Annotated in this window: 18 protein-coding genes; 4 read left to right on the top strand and 14 right to left on the bottom strand. The window is 74.2% G+C overall.

Annotated features, from left to right (window positions below):
• Positions 1–5 precede the first annotated feature (5 nt).
• The gene (locus tag ACP6CK_RS19240; protein WP_426954916.1) at positions 6–1070 is read right to left on the bottom strand and encodes an ABC transporter substrate-binding protein; all 1065 of its coding nucleotides are present in this window, start codon (positions 1068–1070) and stop codon (positions 6–8) included.
• Between the two features lie 138 nt (positions 1071–1208).
• Here ACP6CK_RS19240 and ACP6CK_RS19235 point away from each other — a divergent pair, with 138 nt between their 5' ends.
• Entirely contained in the window at positions 1209–1952 is a 744-nt protein-coding gene (locus ACP6CK_RS19235; protein WP_426954915.1) for a GntR family transcriptional regulator, read from the top strand.
• Between the two features lie 178 nt (positions 1953–2130).
• Here ACP6CK_RS19235 and ACP6CK_RS19230 read toward each other — a convergent pair whose 3' ends face one another.
• The 7 genes from ACP6CK_RS19230 to ACP6CK_RS19200 all read right to left on the bottom strand — a co-directional run bounded on the left by ACP6CK_RS19230 (position 2131) and on the right by ACP6CK_RS19200 (position 7888).
• On the bottom strand, positions 2131–3111 hold the full coding sequence (locus ACP6CK_RS19230; RefSeq protein ID WP_426954914.1) for a Bug family tripartite tricarboxylate transporter substrate binding protein: 981 nt from the start codon (positions 3109–3111) through the stop codon (positions 2131–2133).
• 55 nt (positions 3112–3166) lie between these two features.
• Positions 3167–4456: an NAD(P)/FAD-dependent oxidoreductase gene (locus ACP6CK_RS19225; RefSeq protein WP_426954913.1), complete on the bottom strand. Its 1290-nt coding sequence runs from the start codon at positions 4454–4456 to the stop codon at positions 3167–3169.
• Between the two features lie 84 nt (positions 4457–4540).
• Positions 4541–5122 (bottom strand): c-type cytochrome, encoded by a 582-nt coding sequence (locus ACP6CK_RS19220; RefSeq protein ID WP_426954912.1) that lies wholly within the window; start codon positions 5120–5122, stop codon positions 4541–4543.
• 7 nt (positions 5123–5129) lie between these two features.
• On the bottom strand, positions 5130–6338 hold the full coding sequence (locus ACP6CK_RS19215) for a PQQ-dependent sugar dehydrogenase (RefSeq protein WP_426954911.1): 1209 nt from the start codon (positions 6336–6338) through the stop codon (positions 5130–5132).
• A 103-nt stretch (positions 6339–6441) separates the two neighbouring features.
• Complete coding sequence (locus tag ACP6CK_RS19210; RefSeq protein ID WP_426954910.1) at positions 6442–6723, bottom strand: GNAT family N-acetyltransferase; 282 nt, start codon at positions 6721–6723, stop codon at positions 6442–6444.
• Between the two features lie 20 nt (positions 6724–6743).
• Positions 6744–6950, bottom strand: coding sequence for a hypothetical protein (locus ACP6CK_RS19205; RefSeq protein WP_426954909.1), 207 nt, complete (start codon positions 6948–6950; stop codon positions 6744–6746).
• Between the two features lie 215 nt (positions 6951–7165).
• A complete protein-coding gene (locus ACP6CK_RS19200; protein WP_426954908.1) occupies positions 7166–7888 on the bottom strand; it encodes a hypothetical protein in 723 nt (240 codons plus the stop codon).
• A 26-nt stretch (positions 7889–7914) separates the two neighbouring features.
• Here ACP6CK_RS19200 and ACP6CK_RS19195 point away from each other — a divergent pair, with 26 nt between their 5' ends.
• From ACP6CK_RS19195 to rlmN, 3 genes are all read left to right on the top strand, one after another.
• Positions 7915–8397, top strand: coding sequence for a hypothetical protein (locus tag ACP6CK_RS19195; protein WP_426954907.1), 483 nt, complete (start codon positions 7915–7917; stop codon positions 8395–8397).
• A 140-nt stretch (positions 8398–8537) separates the two neighbouring features.
• Positions 8538–9065 carry an invasion associated locus B family protein gene (locus tag ACP6CK_RS19190; protein WP_426954906.1) on the top strand — a complete coding sequence of 176 codons (528 nt, stop codon included), beginning with the start codon at positions 8538–8540 and terminating at the stop codon, positions 9063–9065.
• Positions 9062–10297, top strand: a complete 1236-nt coding sequence (gene rlmN / locus ACP6CK_RS19185; RefSeq protein WP_426954905.1) for a 23S rRNA (adenine(2503)-C(2))-methyltransferase RlmN — start codon at positions 9062–9064, stop codon at positions 10295–10297. Before ACP6CK_RS19190 ends, rlmN begins: the two co-directional genes overlap by 4 nt.
• 192 nt (positions 10298–10489) lie before the next feature.
• On the opposite strand, the gene ACP6CK_RS19180 is transcribed toward rlmN, so the two are convergent.
• The 6 genes from ACP6CK_RS19180 to ACP6CK_RS19155 form a co-directional block, all read right to left on the bottom strand.
• The gene (locus ACP6CK_RS19180; RefSeq protein WP_426954904.1) at positions 10490–10900 is read right to left on the bottom strand and encodes a DUF2000 family protein; all 411 of its coding nucleotides are present in this window, start codon (positions 10898–10900) and stop codon (positions 10490–10492) included.
• Between the two features lie 39 nt (positions 10901–10939).
• Positions 10940–11773, bottom strand: a complete 834-nt coding sequence (locus tag ACP6CK_RS19175) for an AraC family transcriptional regulator (protein WP_426954903.1) — start codon at positions 11771–11773, stop codon at positions 10940–10942.
• Positions 11770–12945 carry an FAD-dependent oxidoreductase gene (locus tag ACP6CK_RS19170; RefSeq protein ID WP_426954902.1) on the bottom strand — a complete coding sequence of 392 codons (1176 nt, stop codon included), beginning with the start codon at positions 12943–12945 and terminating at the stop codon, positions 11770–11772. Before ACP6CK_RS19170 ends, ACP6CK_RS19175 begins: the two co-directional genes overlap by 4 nt.
• A 134-nt stretch (positions 12946–13079) precedes the next feature.
• Positions 13080–14168: a serine hydrolase domain-containing protein gene (locus tag ACP6CK_RS19165; RefSeq protein ID WP_426954901.1), complete on the bottom strand. Its 1089-nt coding sequence runs from the start codon at positions 14166–14168 to the stop codon at positions 13080–13082.
• A gap of 64 nt (positions 14169–14232) precedes the next feature.
• The gene (locus tag ACP6CK_RS19160; protein ID WP_426954900.1) at positions 14233–14469 is read right to left on the bottom strand and encodes a CsbD family protein; all 237 of its coding nucleotides are present in this window, start codon (positions 14467–14469) and stop codon (positions 14233–14235) included.
• 263 nt (positions 14470–14732) lie between these two features.
• Positions 14733–16130 (bottom strand): amidase family protein, encoded by a 1398-nt coding sequence (locus ACP6CK_RS19155; protein WP_426954899.1) that lies wholly within the window; start codon positions 16128–16130, stop codon positions 14733–14735.
• Positions 16131–16182: the final 52 nt, after the last annotated feature.

Here is a 16182-nt window from a genome sequence, read left to right as displayed (position 1 = left end):
TGCCCTCAGCGCCGGAGCATCCAGCGGTTCCAGCGCTCCTGCGCGCGCGCGCCGTTCTCGGTCCACCAGGGGACGTCCAGCCAGAACTGCTTCTCCAGGTTGCCCGGCGCCGCCGGCAGCAGCGGGCGCACGTCGTCGGCGACGAAGTTCATCGTCTCGGGGTTGAAGCCGGCATAGGAGAGCTCGGTCGCGTAGATCGCCTGCAGTCGGGGGTTGGTCATCACCTGGATGAACTGCTGGCCCCAATAGGCCTGCCGCGTGCCGCGTGGGATGCCGTAGACGCTGCTCTTCAGGCTGCCGCCGGTGAAGTCGGTCGCGACCGGCGCGCCGCGGCGCGTCAGCTCGAAGAAGCGGCCGTTCCAGCCGCTGGCCAGCACCACCTCCCGGTCCACCAGAAGCTGGGCGGGCTGGGCGCCGGTGGTCCACCAGACCTGGATATGCGGCCGGATCTCATCCAGCTTGCGGAAGGCACGGTCCATGTCGATCGGGTAGAGCTTGTCCAGCGGCACGCCATCCGCCAGCAGCGCGAATTCCAGGTTGTCCACGGGGTGGTTGCGCAGGGAACGCGGGCCGGGGAAGCGCCTGACGTCCCAGAACTCCGCCCAGCCCTTCGGCTGCGTGTTGTTCGGGAAGACGTCGGTGCGATAGCCGAGCGCCGTGGAATAGGCCGACGAGATGTAGATGTGGGAATCCCGCGCCGCCGCCGGATAGCCGTTCAGGTTGATGATCGAGAGGTCCAGCGGCTCGACGAGGTTCATCTCCTTCGCGCGCACCGCGTCCTGGCCGCCGATCTCGGTGACGGTCCATTCGGGATTGCCGCTCTCGACCATCGCGCGGAGCTTGCCGAAGTCGACGGGGGAGGTATCCACCACGCGGATGCCGTGCAGCCGCTCGAACTCGGCGAAGTAGGTGCGACGGAAGATGTTCGCCATCGCGCCGCCGGAGGCGTTGACCACGATCCGATCGGGCTTTGCCCGCGCGGCGGGCTGCGGCAGCGCCGGGGTGGCGAGCGATCCGGCGGCGAGCCCGCCGGCCACGCCGAGGATGCGGCGCCTGGATGAGAGAATCATGTCCCGGTCCCCCTGCCACTTGTCTTTGACGAGCTCGGCCGGGCGCGCACGCCCCCCCGCCGCGCCGGCGAGAGACGGGAATTGCCCTCGTCCCTGCCATCTCGTATTCGCGCGAAGTGTGATCACGTAAATGGGTGCATGCAAGCCCTCTCCGACGCGCTGCCCTCCCTGGAGGACCAGGCCTACCAGCGGCTCCGGCAGGCCCTGGTCGAGGGCGTCTTCGTGCCGGGGCAGAAGCTGTCCATCCGCCGGATCGCCGCCGCGCTCGGCACCAGCCCCATGCCGGCCCGCACGGCGCTGCGCCGGCTGGCGGCGGAGCGGGCCGTGGACGTTCTCCCCTCCGGCACGGCCACCGTCCCCCGCCTGACGCGCGCGGCCTTCGCGGAGCTCGGGGCCATCCGCGCATCGCTGGAGCCGCTGGCCGTGCGGCTGGCGACCCCGCTGATCGACGCCGCGGCCCGCGCCACCCTGGCCGAGCACCTGCACGCCGAGCACGCGGCGCGGGAATCAGGCGCGCCGGAAGACCTGCTGCGCGCGGACCGCGGATTTCTCTTCGCGCTGTACCGCGCCGCCGACGCGCCGATGCTGCTCGGCATGATCGAGGCGGCCTGGCTGCGCCGCGGCCCGCATTTCTGGGACGCACGCTGGCTGCTCATCGGCCGCGTGCCGGGCGCGGCCCGCCACGCCGAGGTGCTGGCCGCGATCGAGGCCGGGCAGGGCGAGACCGCCGCCACGCTGCTGCGGGAGGAGATCGAGAGCACCACGGCCTACCTGCTGGAGCGCATGCGCTTCGCCGATGACCCGCCGGCACCGGAAGGTGCGGCCGCACTGGGTCCGGTGGACCGTCCGCCGGCGCGGCGCCGCGCTGGGAACCTGGCGTAAAGGCTGGGGGAGTGAACTCCCCCAAACCCCCTCCTTCCTTTATCAGGCTGCCGCGGAATTCGTGGATGGGGTATCCCGTTTCCGGCTTCCGCGGCAGCCTGATAAGATTGGATGGGGGTCCGGGGGGCGAAGGCACTGCCTGAGCCGTTCCCCCGGCCCTTTCTCGTCAACGCAGCCCTCAATCCATCCGGATGTTCAGCGGCACGATGACGTCCCGCCACTTCTCCCGGTCCTCGACCATCAGGCGGTTGAAGTCGGCCACGCTCATCGGCGCGACCTCGGCGCCCTCGCGCAGCAGCCGGTCCTGCACCTCGCGTTCCCCGATGATGCCGTTGATCTCGCGGTTCAGCCGCTCGACGATCGGGGCCGGGGTGCCGGCGGGGGCGTGGACGCCGTACCAGGCATAGCCCGTGACCTCGGGGTAGCCGAGTTCCCGCATGGTCGGCACGTCCGGCAGGTTGGGCATGCGCTGCTCGCTCGTTACCGCCAGGCCGCGCAGCCGCCCGCCCTGGATCGCGGGAGCGGAGGTGGAGACGCCGTCGAAGTAGAAATCCACCTGCCCCGCGATGGTCGCGACCAGCCCAGGGGCGCTGCCGGCGTAGTGGATGGGCGTGAAGCCCAGGCCGGTGGACTTGCGGAACAGCTCCGCCATCAGGTGGGAGATGGCGCCCGCCCCCTGGGTCGCCGCGTTCAGCCGGTTCGGGTTCGCCACCCCGAAGGCGACGAGCTCCTGCACGCTGCGAAAGGGCGAGTTGGCCGGCACGTCGAGCGCGAGGGGCGAGCGGCCGATCATCGCGACACCGGCAAACTGCTCGGGCGTGTAGCCGGGGTTGTTGTGCAGCAGCGGGATGAAGGAGGTGGTGGTGCCCGTGGTGACGAGCAGCGTGTAGCCGTCCGGCGCGGACCGCGTGAGGGCCTGCCCCGCGATCACGGTGCCCGCGCCGGCGCGGTTCTCCACGATGAAGGGCTGTCCCAGGCGGCGCGCCAGCCCTTCCGAGACCAGACGCGCCAGGATGTCCGCCGTGCCGCCGGCCGGGAAGGAGACGAGCACGCGCACCGGCCGCTGCGGGTAGTCCTGCGCCGCGGCTGGCCCGGCGAGCCCGAGGGCGGCGAGCGCCGCCAGGAGCGGTGCCATCCATCGGCGCGGTCTTGCGGGCATCGGGCCATCCTCTCCGGCTGTCGGGCATCGGGAAAGCATATCGCGGGCCATCGGCTCAGATTCCCAGCCGGTCCCGCAGGCGTCCGGTGACGATGCGCGCCTCCACGCCCACGCGCCAGAAGCGGTGCAGCGGGATCGGGCGGATGGGGGAGACCGGCATGTCCAGCGCCTCCGCCGGGGTGCCGGCGGCGCGGCGCGCGAGCTGGCGGCCCATCGTCGTCGCCATCGCGACGCCGCGGCCGTTGTAGCCCAGCGCGGCCAGCAGCCCCGGCGCCGGTTCGTGCAGGTGGGGATAGTGGTCCGTGGTGACCGCCAGCCGTCCGGCCCAGCCATGGGTCCAGCGCAGCGACGCCGCCGCGGGCCAGAGCCGCACGGCGTAGTCGCTGAGGTAGCGCAGCTCCGCCGGGCCCTGCACCTCCCGCTGCACGCTGCGTCCGCCGATCAGCAGCCGCCCCGCGGCGTCCACGCGCAGATAGACGGTGATCCGCCCCACCTCGTACAGCGAGGCGCGGCCGGGCATGACCGTGCGCGCCAGCGCCGCCGGCATCGGCTCGGAGGCGGTGATGGCGGAGAACACCGGCACCACGCTCCGCCGCAGCCCGGGCCAGAGGTCGCCGGTGTAGCCGTTCGTCGCGAGGATGACGGTCTCCGCCCGCACGGTGCCGCGCGGCGTCTCCAGCCGCCACGCCGCCCCGTCGCGCGAGAGGCGCGTGACGCGCGTCCCGCCATGCACGCCCGCCCCCGCCCGCATCGCCGCCGCGGCCAGCCCGCGCGCATAGGCCAGCGGATCGAGCTGCCCGCCGCGCCGGTCCAGCATCGCGACGACGTAGCGGTCCGTGCCCGTCGCCTCATGCAGCCGCGCGCCTTCCAGCAGCTCCACCGGCATGCCGCGGCGCGCGCCCTGCGCGAAGGAGGCGCGGATGGCCGGCACGTCGCGCGCGGCATAGGCGGCGCGGATCGTGCCGCTGCGCATCGCGTCGCAGGCGATGCCGTGCCGCGCGATGAGGTCGAAGACGAGGTCGGCCGCCGCATAGGACATGGCGACCATCCGGCCGCCGAGATCGGGACCGTGCTTCGTCTCCACCGTGTCGGGGTCGTCCTTCAGCCCCGGATTCACCTGGCCGCCATTGCGGCCGGAGGCGCCCCAGCCCGGCTCCTCCGCCTCCAGCACCGCGACCTCGATGCCCTGCTCCGCCAGGTGCAGCGCGGCCGAGAGGCCGGTGTAGCCGGCACCGACCACCGCGACCGCGACCCGGCGGTCTCCCGCGAGCGGGGGCGTCGCGGGCGCGGGCACCGCGGTCCCCGCGTAGAGGCTCGGCGGCAGGGCGCTTCGATCGGGTTCCAAGGGTCGCGCGCGGGCCTCCACCAGGACCGGCGCGAGACTGACCCACGCGGGCGGGGACGGCAACGGCCCGTCCCGGACGACGCCCTACCGGTGCGCGATGAAGTGCGCGATGGCGCCGATGTCGGCGTCGCTGAGCCCGTGCACCGCCGCGTTCATCTGCGTGTCCGTGCCGCGCCGCACGTTGTCGCGGTAGGCGCGCAGGGTTTCGTCCAGGAAGTCCTCCCGCTGGCCGGTCAGCCGGGGCACCTGGTTCTGGCCGGAGAAGTCGGCGCGGTGGCAGATGCCGCAGCGCAGCCGCTCCGACAGCGCCGCGCCCTGCGCCGCCCGCGCCTCGTCCCGCGGCGCGCGGTCCGGCGGCGGGCCGGCGGGCAGCGCGGCGTAGAAGGCGGCCAGCGCCTCCACCTGCGCGTCCGTCAGCCCCTCGGACGCCTGTGCCATCGGCGGCACGTCGCGGAGGCCCTCCCGGAACAGGATGAGCTGCAGGGTGATGAAGTCCGGCCGCTGCCCGGCCAGGGACGGGATGTTCGGCATGGCCGAGATCCCGCGCTCCCCGTGGCAGGCGGCGCAGTTCCGCTCGGCGATCAGGGCCTCGGCGGGGTCCGCCGCCCCCGCCGGCAGCGACAGAAGGACCGCGAGCGCCAGCCCACGGAGGATCGGCGCCCGCATTCCCCCGTCAGCGCCCGTAGGAGACGCGGTAGATGGCGCCGTTCTCCTCATCGGAGACGAGCAGCGCGCCATCCGGCATCACCAGCACGTCGGTCGGCCGGCCGCGGAAGCTGTTCTCCCCCGTGTTCAGCAGCCCGGTCATGAAGGGCTCCACCGTGCCCTGCGTTCCGTCGGCGTTCAGCGTGACGGTCACCACGTCGAAGCCGGTCTTCGCCTCCCGGTTCCACGAGCCGTGGCGCGCGACGAAGGCGCGGCCGCGATACGCCTCGGGGAACATCGTGCCGGTGTAGAAGCGCATTCCCAGCGCCGCCGCGTGCGGGCCGAGCATCGCGACGGGCGCCGGGAACTCCGTGCAGCGCCGCCCGGTGTGGCCCGGGTCCTGCCACCCCTCACCCGAGCAATAGGGGAAGCCGTGGTGCTGGCCCACGCGGTCCAGCCGGTGCAGCGTGTCCTGCGGCGTGTCCTCGCCCGCCCAGTCGCGGCCGTTGTTCGTGGCATAGAGCACGTTCGTGCCCGGCCGCCAGTCGAAGCCGACGGAGTTGCGCACGCCGCGCCCGACGATCTCGCGCCCCGATCCGTCCGCGTTGTAGCGCAGGATCAGCGCGAAGCGGTCCTCGTCGAAGGAGCAGACATTGCAGGGCACGCCGACGTTCATGTAGAGGCGCCCGTCCGGCCCGAAGGCCGCGAACTTCCAGCCGTGATGCGCCTCGGTCGGCAGGGCGAAGGCGGCGGTCAGGTCCACCGGCTCCGGGTTCTGGTTCGTCGCGACGTTGTCGTAGCGCAGCACCCGGTTGATCGCGATGACGTAGAGCGAGCCGTTCCGCACCGCCACGCCGTTGGGCTGGTCCAGCCGCTGCGCGAAGATGCGTGACGTGCGCGCCCCGCCCTCGTCCCGCACGGCATAGACGCGGCCGATGGTGCGCGTGCCGACATAGATCGTGCCGTCATCGCCGCGCGCCATCATCCGCGCGCCCGGCATGCCGCTGGCCCAGACCTCCACCCGGAAGCCCTCCGGCACGCGGATCTGGTCGAGCGGGATGCGCTCCGCCGGCGTCGCGGTCAGGCGCGGCGCATGCGGTGCCAGCGTGCTCGCGGCCTGGGAATCCGGCCGGCCCTGCGCCCAGGCCGGCGGCGCCGCCGGCTGCTGCGCGAGGGCGGGAAGGGCGAGCGCGGCGCCGAGCAGGCCGGCGAGCGCGAGTCTCGATGACAGAGCCATGAACGTCCTCCGCGACGGCGTCTGGGGTGCGCCGATCCGGAGACGACCGTAGCCAGGGGCGGCCGTTCCTGACAATGCCTTCATCTTCCCGCAACGCGCCGCGTCAGGCCGCGGCCACCAGGTCCTGCGCCTCCGGGTGCCGCTCGATCCAGGCGGCGACGAAGGAGCAGCGTGGCACGACCCGCAGCCCCTCCGCCCGGATCAGCTCCAGCGCGCCGCGGACCAGGCGCGATCCGATGCCGTGGCCTTCCAGCGCCTTCGGCACCTCGGTGTGGATCAGGACGATGTGCCCCGCCTCCCGCCGGTAGTCGATGAAGGCGGTGTGCCCCTCCGCCTCCATCTCGAACCGGTGCCGTGCCCGGTTGTCGGTGACCGCGTCCGCCATGCGTTCGTCCTCGAATCCTCTCAGCCCGTGCCACCGTCGTCCGTCTTGTCGCTCTCCGCCACCTTCCGCAGCTCCTCGGTGCTGAGGCCGGCCGGCACCGATCCCGTCAGGGCGCCGTCGCCGGCATCCCGGTGCGCCTTGTCCGTGGGCGCCCCCTCCTCGGTGTGGGCCTTGTTGCGGGCGAGCGGCGTGTCGCCCTTCAGGTCATCCTTGTTGTCGGCGTTCATGCCCCGTCTCCCGTCCGATCCCGCAGGAACGCCCGGGACGGGAGGAGGGATGCCCGCCTTCCGGTCGGGCATGGGAGAGGGAAGAGGTCTGATCGTTGGCTCGCCTTGGCCCCGGGGAGAGGGAGAAGGAATTCTCCCTCTCCCCGAACCCCTCACCCTCATCTCTTTTCTCAGGCTGCCGCGGAGGGCGGAAACAGGGCCGCCGGCCTTCCGGGCTAAAGCGCGAACTCGTTGGAGCCGCGGGTCTGTCCGGCGCCACCCGGCGCGCTGGTCGGGGTTCCTGGTCCCTCCCGGCAATCCTCCAGCCGCCGCTCGATCGCGACGATGCGACCCTGCCCGTCGATGAAGCAGCCCTGGAACCAAGTGCCGGAGAAGCTGCCGGTGCGGCTGGTGAAGGTGCCGGTGCCGTCGGCGCGGCCGTTGCGCCACTCCCCGTCGTAGCGCGTGCCGTCCGGCCAGGTCTGGATGCCGCGGCCGGATCGGTTGCCGTCGCGGAACTCGCCCTCGTAGCGGACACCGCGGGGCAACAGCGCGACGCCGCGGCCGTGCGGGCGGGCGTTGCGCCAGTCCCCCTGATACCCGGTCCCGTCGGGGGACGCGACGGAACCCCGCCCGTCCAGGCGCCCGTCCCGAAGGTTGCCGCTGTACAGCTCCACCCAGGGAACGCCGTTCTCGACGTGGCGCCACTCGCCCTCGCCCTCGCCCTCGGCCGGGCCGTTCGGGCAGGCGCCGCTCCAGGTGACCGTCTCGCCCGGCTTCGGACTGGGGTTCCAGACCCAGCATCCCGTGCGCGCATCCACCGTCCAGCCCGGCCGGTTCGGCGCGGCCAGCCCGTCCGCCGGCGGCGGCTCGGGACGCGCGGCCGGCTGCGCCGCCAGCGTTCCGGCCAGGAGCAGAATCGCTGCCGCCGGCGCTCCGGCCCACCATCCCTGCCGCATGCCCACCTCGTCTGTCGTGACCGCCCATGGGACCGCGCGCGGCGCTGCTCCGCAAGGCAACTCGGCGGGAGCGGCGACGGGGCCCGTTGCGCCGCGCCGCCGGGCCGGGCCATGTCGTGGGGATGCGCTCCATCACCGCCCTCCTGGCCGCCCTCGCCCTCACGGGCTGCGCCGCCTTCACCTGGGGGGAAGCCTCCCGCGTCCTGGAAGCGACGGAGGACGGCATCACGATCCAGTACGACCGGCTGATCGTGGACGCGGCCGACCTGATGCCCGCGGCCCAGGCGCACTGCCTGCGCCAGGGACGCGAGACGGCCTGGCTGCCCGCCGGCCAGGCCGGCGGCTTCGAGACCCTCCGCGCCGCCTGCCGCGAGCCGGAGCGCGCTCTGCCGATGGCGGAAGCGGGGCCGCCGGCCGCACCGCCCGTGCGGGCGCCCCGTCGGCGGGTGCCGGCCCCGCGGGGACCCGCCGTGCGGCCAGCCGGCGCCGGGCCTGTGTCGGGCGGATGACGGCCGACCTGGACGGCCCCCAGCCGGACGCCGTGCCACCGTGCGAAACGCCCGGCCCATGCCCCCGCGCCGCGCAGCCCTGACGTGCCGTCCGCGAAAGCCGGTTGAACCCGCCCGCCCAGGAAGCCTATGTCCCGCGGATGACGCCCCGTCCGATCCTCCTCGCGGCCCTGCTGGCCGCCACGCCGGCCCTCGCGCAGCCGCGGCCCCAGCCGGCGCAGGGCGCCCAGGCCGGCGGGCCGCAGCGCCTGGGCAATTTCGGCACCTGGATCGCCGCCACCCACCAGGAGGCCGCGGGCAAGGTCTGTTACGCCTTCACCCGGGTGGAGGGCGGCGGGCGCCCCAACGTCATCCTGACCGTCACGCACCGTCCGCAGGGCCGGGACCAGGTGGCGCTGCGCATCGGCCGCGCCTTCGCCCGCAACGCCGAGGTGACGGTGACCGCGGACGGGAAGGAGCTTCCCTTCTACACCGCCGGCGACAACGCCTTCGCGCGCGACGGCCGCGCCACGGTGGCCGCCTTCCGGGACGGCGACCGGGCGGTGGCGCGCAGCCCCGGCCCGAACAACCGCGGCAGCACGACGGACAACTTCTCCCTGACCGGCTTCAGCGCGGCCTATGACGCCATCACCCGTGAATGCCCGGCGGGCGGCGGGGGACGCCGATGAACGCGATCCTGTCCGCGGAACCGAAGGTTCTCGCACCCGCGGAACCGAAGGTTCTCGCGCCGATCCAGCCCGAGGCCCTGACCGAGGCCGAGCGCGCCCGCATCCTGGCCAAGGCCGCGATCTTCGCGCCGCCCCTGGGCCCGGACGAGTCCGGCCGCCGCGACCTGCTCGGCCTGACGCGGGAGGAGCTGGCGGCCGAGATGGCCGCGATCGGGGAGAAGCCCTTCCGCGCGAAGCAGCTCTGGCACTGGATCTACCACCAGGGCACCCGCGACTTCGCCGCCATGTCCAGCATCGCCAAGCCGCTGCAGGCACGGCTGGCGGAGCGCTTCACCATCGGCCGGCCCGCGGTCACGACGGAGCAGACGAGCACCGACGGCACCCGCAAGTGGCTCTTCCGCCTCCGCGACAACCAGCAGATCGAGACGGTCTACATCCCCGACGACGACCGGGGCGCGGTGTGCATCTCGACCCAGGTCGGCTGCACCCTGTCCTGCCGCTTCTGCCACACGGGGACGCAGAAGCTCGTGCGGAATCTCTCGGCCGGGGAGATCGTCGGGCAGTTCATGGCCGCGCGCGATTCCTACGGCGAGTGGCCGACGCCGCAGTCGGAGACGCGGCTGCTGTCCAACATCGTTGTCATGGGCATGGGCGAACCGCTCTACAACTACGAGGCCGTGGCCGCCGCGCTGAAGATCGTCATGGACGGGGAGGGCATCGGCCTCTCCCGCCGCCGCATTACCCTGTCCACCAGCGGCGTGGTCCCGATGATGGACCGGGCCGGGGCGGAGCTGGGCGTGAATCTCGCGGTGTCGCTGCACGCGGTGACGAACGAGCTGCGGGACGAGATCGTGCCGCTGAACCGCAAATACCCGATCGAGGAGCTGCTGGCCGCCTGCCGCCGCTACCCCGGCGCCAGCAACGCCCGCCGCATCACCTTCGAGTACGTGATGCTCGACGGCGTGAACGATTCCGAGGCCGAGGCGCGGGAGCTGGTGCGCCTGCTGGACGGGCTGCCGGCGAAGGTGAACCTCATCCCCTTCAACCCCTGGCCGGGCTCGCCCTATGCCACCTCCAAGCGCGCGGCCATCGAGCGCTTCGCGGCGATCGTGAACGACGCGGGCTATTCCAGCCCCATCCGGCGCCCGCGGGGGAAGGACATCATGGCTGCCTGCGGCCAGCTCAAGACCGAGAGCGAGCGCATGGCCCGCGCGAAGGCCGCCGCGCTGTAACCGGCCGGGCAGGCTTCCTCTCCCAGGGAACGCTGCCGCAATTTCCTCCCTTCCGTTCCACGGCCGGGCCGGGGGGCGCGGCCTCCAGCCCCCCCCGAACTGATCGATCACGGGTGCAGGGGGCACGGTTGCCCCCTGCCGGTTGGGGTCTGGGGAAGGCGGCGCCTTCCCCAGGGCCACCGTCCGTCCGCTCTACGGGTGCAGCACGCAGCCCTTGGTGGCCCGGTCCACCTCCTTCCTCGGCCCGCGCAGCGCGAGGCCGACGAGATCGGGCGCGTCCGGCGGCTCCGCGCGGAAGGCGTCGCGGTTCGCCGCGTCGTGGCCGGTGGAGAACATCGCCCGGACATAGGCGGCGCGGGTCAGGTCCCGCTCATTCGCCACCGTCCAGGCGCGCCGCAGCGCCTCCGGCCCCGCCGCGAAGACGAGCATCGGCTGGCCGAGCAGCCGCGCGTGGCGGCGGCCCGCCGCGTCCTCATAGGGCTCGCCCAGCGCCTCCGGCGCCGCGGCGGCGATGCCGGTGGCCAGGAAGGCGGTGACGTTCAGCTTCTGCCAGACGGCGAGATCCTCCAGCACCAGGATCGCCACCTTCGTCTCGAACACCATCGCGCGCCCTGCCTCTGTCCGGCGCGCATCTCGCCCGCCTCAGGCGGCCGCGTCTGGAACGCCCGTGCAGAGGGCGCGGTAGGCGGCGGGGGTCAGACCGTAGGCGCGGCGGAACCAGCGGCCGAGATGGCTCTGATCCGCGAAGCCGCAGGACGCGGCCACCGCGGCCGGCCGCTCCCCGGCCGCCAGGAGGTGCCGGGCGTGCAGCAGCCGGATCTGCACGAGATAGGCGTGCGGCGACACGCCATAGGCCGCGCGGAAGGCGCGGGCGAGGCGGAAGCGGTCCGCGGCGCCGGCCGCCGCGGCCAGCGCGTCGGCGCCGGGATCGGCCGCCAGGTCGTCGTGCAGCCGCTCCCGCGCCCGCCGCGCCACCCGCGCGTCGCGCCCCGCGCCCGCGTGCGACACGAGGCGGCCGAGATGCGGCCGCAGCCGCTCCAGCACGGCGTCCAGCGCCGCGTCGCGGGCCAGCCGCCCCTCCGGCCCCGCCAGGGCGGCGCAGGCCGCGCGGATCGCCCGGCCGAGCGGCGGATCGTCCGTGAGGCCCGTCCGGAAGCCGGGATCGCCACCCTCGCCCAGCGACGCCCGCAGCCAGGGGCGCGGCAGGTAGAGCATCCGGTAGGAGAAGCCCTCCGCCGAGCCGGCCTGCCCGTCATGCGCCTCCTCCGGCTCGATGAGGATGATGCGGCCCGGGGTGCTGCGCTGCCGCGTGCCGCGATGGTGGAAGTCCTGCACGCCGCGGTCGGTGACGCCGACCAGCCACTCGTCGTGCCGGTGCAGGTCGTAGGCGTGCGCGGCGAAGCGGGCGCGGATGGCCTCGGCGCCGGTGGCGGGATCGCGCACAAGCCGCACGCGGTCGCCGCCGGGGGGCGTCACGCCTCCTCCGCGCTCCAGAGGCCGGTCTTGGCGCCGGCCAGCGTCAGCACCGCCTGCCGCCGCACGAAGCCGATCCGCCCCATCGGGCCGGCGAAGAGGTCCCGCGCCCAGCCCAGCCCCGGCAGGCCCGACTGGAAGACCGGCGTCAGCCCCCGGCTGGCCATGCGGTAATAGGCGGTGCGGGCCCGGCGCATCGTCCAGTAGGCGCGCAGCCGCTCCGACATCGGCGCGGCCGCGCGCAGGGCCTCGGCCAGGGCCGCGGCGTCGCGCAGCGCCTGGGTCGTCCCCTGGCCGAGCTGCGGGCTGGTGCCGTGCGCCGCATCGCCGATCACGAGCATCCGCCCGCCATGCGGCGGGTCCACCCAGACGTCGCGATAGGTGGCGTGGCCGATCGCCTCCCGCGGCAGGTCGCGCACCAGGGCCGCGGCCTCCGGCCAGGCGCGCGCCACCGCGTCCCGCCACGCCGCCATCGGCGCGTCGCGCCAGGCGCCGACCCGGTCGTTCCGGACGCTCCAGTAAAGCGCGGCGACGCGGCGCCCGTCCTGGATGCCCGTCGGCAGCACGCCGAGCATGACATGCGTGCCCTCGCAGCGCTGGCCCAGCACGTCGCCGGGCCAGTCATCGGGCAGCGGCACCGTCGCCCAGAGGCAGCCCCAGGGATAGACGCGGCTGCGGTGCCCCCGCCGACCGGCCCAGAGCGGCGAGTGCGTGCCGGCCGCGATCACCAGCAGGTCGTAGCGAAGCGCCTCCCCGGTCTCGAGAAGCGCCTCCGCGCCGGACTCGTCCTCGCGCACCGAGGCCACGACGATCCCGGACCGCAGCGCCGCGCCCTCGCGGTTCGCGGCCTCCATCAGCGCGGACCAGATGGCCGGCCGCGTCAGCCCCAGCCCGTGCAGCGCCGGGGACACCGTCGCGTAGTCGAGGTCGAGCAGCGTCCGCCCACCGGTGCTGCGCGCCTTCAGCCGCGTGACGCGCGCCGCCGTCGGCAGCACCGCGTCCAGCGCACCGAGTTGCCCGAGGATGCGCGCCCCCGGCGGCTGCAGCAGCAGGCCGGCGCCGATCGGCACGGGCTGTGGCGCGCGCTCCAGCACTTCCACCGCATGGCCGTCGCGCGCGAGGAAGGCGGCGGCGGCCAGGCCGGCGAGGCCGGCGCCGACGATGCCGATCCGCATCAGGCGGACCGCCGGCGTGAACCGCGCTGCATCAAGACCTTCATTTCCCGTGGTGCGGCCCGGAGCTTGCCGCCGGGTGCCCCTTGCCTCAAGGCGCGGCCCGGTCGCGTCCGTCCCGCGGTGATGCCCTGCGGTCAGCCCTCGGGAACGGCCAGCCGCTCGCTGCCCTCGGTCCGCACCGCGCCCAACGCCGGCATGATGCCGTCCGCCATCAGCCCGTGCAGCCCGGCCATGTGCACAGGATCGCGCGGCGCATTGGGATCGGAGGTCATCACCACCGTCAGCCGCATGTCCGGCACGACGTAGAGCATCTGCCCGCCATAGCCCCAGGCGAAAGACACGGGATGGCCTGATGCCACCGCGATCCACCAGCCATAGCCATAGAGCTGCCCGCTCCAGGGCGATCGCGTGCGGGGCGTCCAGCTCTCCCGCACCCAGTCGGCGGAGACGACGCGGCGGCCGGCATAGACGCCCCCGGCCCGCATCATCTCACCGACCCGGAGCAGCGCACGCGGCGCGAGCCGCATGTCGTTGCCGCCGATGTAGCGGCCCTGCGGATCGCGGATCCAGGGCGGGATCGCGATGCCCAGCGGCTCCCCCAGCCAATCGCGCATCAGGTCCAGCAACGGCCGCCCCGCCGCGTGGGAGAGCGCCGCGCCCAGCACGTGCGTCGCGCCCGTGGAGTAGCCCATCGCCGTCCCCGGATCGTCCAGGAAGGGTCGCGTCAGGGCGTAGCGCACCGGGTCCGGGCTGGACGCCCAGGCGCCGAAGTTCGGGCCGGAGGTCCGCTCCAGCCCCGCGCGCATCGTCAGCAGGTTCCCGATCGTGATCGCCTCCACCCGCGGGTCCGTGCCCCCGGGGATGGAAGCGCGCAGGATCGGCGCCACGGGCTGGTCCAGGCCGCGCAGCACGCCGCGCTCGATGGCGCAGCCCACCAGCACGGAGAGCAGCGACTTGGAGGCGGACTTGATGTTCACCGCCGCCTCGATCGCAGGGCCCCGGAGGCGGCGCTCGGCGAGCGTCGCGCCGTCCTGTGCCACGTTCACTGCGTGCAGCCGGGGCAGGGAGGCAGCGCCCTGCAAGGCGGCGTCCAACGGCGCCTGTGCGCGGCCGATGCGGGGAAGGGAAAGGGCGCCGAGCCCGAGCAGCACCGGACGGCGGGGAAGGATGGGGTCAAGCGTCATGCCGGCGCGGCAGATGGGGCGCACCGTGCGGCCCGTCATGTCGCGGACCGGGCGACAAAATGTATCGGCCGCCGCGGCAGGGCGCCGCGGCGGCCGGGTGGGATCAGATGATCCGCAGGCGGCCCAGCAGCCAGCCGATGCCGACCGCGATCGCCGCCGCCGTCAGCGGCTGGTCGCGGATGTAGTCCTCCAGTTGGCCGACGCTGCTCTGCACCTGCCCCTGGGCCTGGTTCGCCTTGCCGCGCGCCTGGGTGCGGGTGTCGCCGATGAGGCTCCCGACGCCCTCCTGCACCGCGCCTGCCGCCTGGCGGCCCGCCCCGATGATCCGGTCGCTGTCCATGCTCACGCTCCTCGTGCCGATAAACCGTGGAGGGCGGCCCGTGCGCCGGGCCGCCCCACGGCGGTGCAAACGTGGCGGGACGGTCCGGGTTGTGTGGTGCTGCGCGACTCCGGGGGGCTCCGCCCCCCGGACCCTCCGCCGGGGGGCGAACGCGCCTCCCGGACCCCGCGGATTTTCTGCACCGAACGCGGGTCCAGGGGGCCCGCCGGCCCCCTGGCGGATGGGGTCTGGGGAAGGCGGCGCCTTCCCCGCGGCCACCCGCCCTACACCGGCCGGATCGGCGCCCCCGCCGCCTCGATCACCGCCCCCGCGGCGAGGAGGATGTCCTCCCGGTACCGCCCGGCGACGAGCTGGACACCGAGCGGCGCGGGGCCGGACAGGTCGGTCGTGACGGTCAGGCCGGGCAGGCCCATCAGCGGCAGGCCCACCTGGGTCAGCTGCGCCTCGATCACCCGGTCGAAGGCCTCCGGGCTCGTCACGTCGAGCTGATCGGGGAAGGGCGGCTCGGCGGACACAGGCATGATCGCCACGGGGTAGCGCTCCAGGAAGAGGTTCCACTCCCGGCAGAAGGTGAGCCGCGCCTGGAGCGCGTCCTGGAAGGCGTGCAGGTCGGGAACGGGGCAGAGCCGCTCCATCTGCGCGAAGACGAAGGTCGCGTCCGGGTCTGCCTCGGCGATCAGGGCCTTGTTCAGGCCGCGCCGGCTCTCGGCCAGCCACAGCAGGGCCTGCAGGCGGGCGGGCTCGCGCAGCGGCGGCACCGGCGTCTCGGCGACCGTCCAGCCGGCGTCCTGCAGCCGGCGGGCGGCGTCACGCAGCGCAGCCTCCACCTCCGGCGTGGTGGCCATTCCCTCCGGCCGCACGCAGAGGGCGGCGCGCTTCGGAAAGTCCGGGCCGTCGAGCGGCGCGGGCGTCCACCAGGGATCGCGGGCGTCGGGCGCCGCCATCGCCTTCAGGGCGAGGCGCAGGTCGGCGATGGAGCGCGCGATGGGCCCGGAGACCGCCATGAGCTGCCCGCCGATCGCCCGCTCCGGCCCGGAGGCGTTCCAGGCCGCCACGCGCCCGAGCGTCGGCCGCAATCCTTGCACGCCGCAAGCATAGGCGGGGTAGCGGACGGAGCCGCCGATGTCGGTGCCGTGGCCGATCGCGCCGATCCCCGCCGCCACCGCTGCGGCCGCGCCGCCGGAGGAGCCGCCGGGCGTGATGGCGGGGTTGCGCGGGTTCTTCGTGTGCCCGTGCACCGAATTGCGCGTGAACCAGCGCAGGGAGAAGGCCGGCGTGTTCGTCCGCCCGATGATCACCGCCCCGGCGCGGCGGAGGTTGGAGACGACGGGGCTGTCCCGCTCCGCCACCAGCTCCGATTGCAGGCGCAGGCCGTTGGTGGTGGCGAAGCCCGCCTGGTCCACGTTCACCTTCACGGTGACCGGCACGCCGGCCAGCGGGCCGGGATCCTCCCCGCGGGCGATGGCGCCGTCCACGGAGCGGGCGGCCTCCAGCGCCGCCTCGGGCATGAACTGCACCACGGCGTTGATCGCCGGGTTCGCCTCGTCCAGCCGGGCCAGGGCGTCGCGCGCCACGGCCTCGGCGGAGAATTCCCGCCTGCGGATGCCCTCCGCGATCTCGGTGGCGGTCAGGTGCCAGGTGGCGGTGGCGGAAAGGCTCATGCGCGCGGGTCCGGCCAGGGTTTCGGCAGGAGCCTAGACCGGGTCCGGCGCT

This window comes from Muricoccus radiodurans, from assembly GCF_050154705.1.
Classification (GTDB): Bacteria; Pseudomonadota; Alphaproteobacteria; order Acetobacterales; family Acetobacteraceae; genus Roseomonas; species Roseomonas radiodurans.
This window is presented reverse-complemented; position numbering and strand designations above follow the sequence as displayed.